General features: G+C 63.9%; 2 protein-coding genes. Both read right to left on the reverse strand.

The genetic code is table 11. From position 1 onward, the window contains the following. Positions 1-198 (reverse strand): hypothetical protein (locus ACWEBX_RS41110; protein WP_451889777.1); only part of this gene is annotated, 198 nt, incomplete at its 3' end. 310 nt (positions 199-508) lie between these two features. Beyond that, positions 509-790, reverse strand: coding sequence for a hypothetical protein (locus ACWEBX_RS41115; RefSeq protein WP_451889778.1), 282 nt, complete (start codon positions 788-790; stop codon positions 509-511). Between the last annotated feature and the right edge of the window lie 401 nt (positions 791-1,191).

Raw genomic sequence — 1,191 nt, forward strand, 5'->3', positions numbered from 1 at the left:
GGCCGCCGCGCGGACGACGGCAGCCGCGGTGATGAAAGCATCGACCTGGGCCTGAAGGGTAGCGCGGTCGCCGACGCGGTCCTGCCGGTCTCGGGCGCGATTGGTGAGCGCGTTCGTCAGGAAGGCGATCAGGACCGCGCCGAGAACCTGAAGAATCGTGTCGCCGTGCCTGGTGAGAGTGTTGAGGGCGTTGTGCACGCGAGCAGTGTCGCCGCCGCTGGGAGGTGCGCGAAGGGCTGCGTCGGTACTGGAACAGAATCCAGACGTCGTGGGGGACGGTTACCTCGGGTGCAGATTGACCGTCAGGCATGTTCGGCATGCGGCTCCAAGAGCCCGTGCCTGACAGATATCAGCGGGTTGTTGAGGCACGTACGGCACGTTTGTGACGCGGGTACCGACTCCCAACTTTGGTTCGACCGAACCGAAGTTGGGGATCTTGTTTCGACAGGATCACGGGGTGTGCCGCAGGCTGGCTCCCGATACCTGCGGGGAGCCAGCTTCGCGTCATTCAGTCTTCGAGCTTCGGGGCAGCCTCGAAGAGGATGCAGCCTCCGAGGGATAGCCAGCTAGCGACCTTCGACGCCACGAATCCACCGATCGTCGGCACCACGACCGAGGTCACGAACTCTCCTTGCGGGTTCTGGTGTACGCCAAGCGCGAACTTTCCGGACCTGATCGTGGCCTTCGTGCCTGGATCAAGGTGGCTCCGACCGAGGATCCTCCCGAACTCTGCGGAGGTGAGGCATCCCCTGAATCCCTCGACCGCCGTTTCAGCGTCGGCCTGGCTCATGCCAGTGGCGCCCCTGGGCCCTCGGGTTCCCGCTGAAGAAGCTTCAGTTTCCGCGAACTCGCGGGGATCATGGCCCCGGACTCCTATCTCTGACACCAGGGGACAAGTAACCGGGGGTCAGTCAGTCCCGCGGCATGTCCTTTGTCGCGTAGGCGTACCAGAGCCGCGCAACTGTCCATGCCGCTATGAGACCAACTGCAATTCCCCAAACCCATGGGCCCGGCAGAGACAGGGCGTAGCCAGCTACCAGCACGAAGCCAGCAAGAGCGGGCGCGAGACTTACGCTGCTTCTCCACACAGCGGCGTTGCGCCGGGCGATGCCGTACCGGGGATCCAAGATTCGGACAGCACATGGCCCGCAGAGAAGAATCGGTATGTGGCCCGAGCTGTCGCGTTCCATG

The sequence above is a fragment of the Streptomyces sp. NPDC005070 genome, assembly GCF_053600395.1.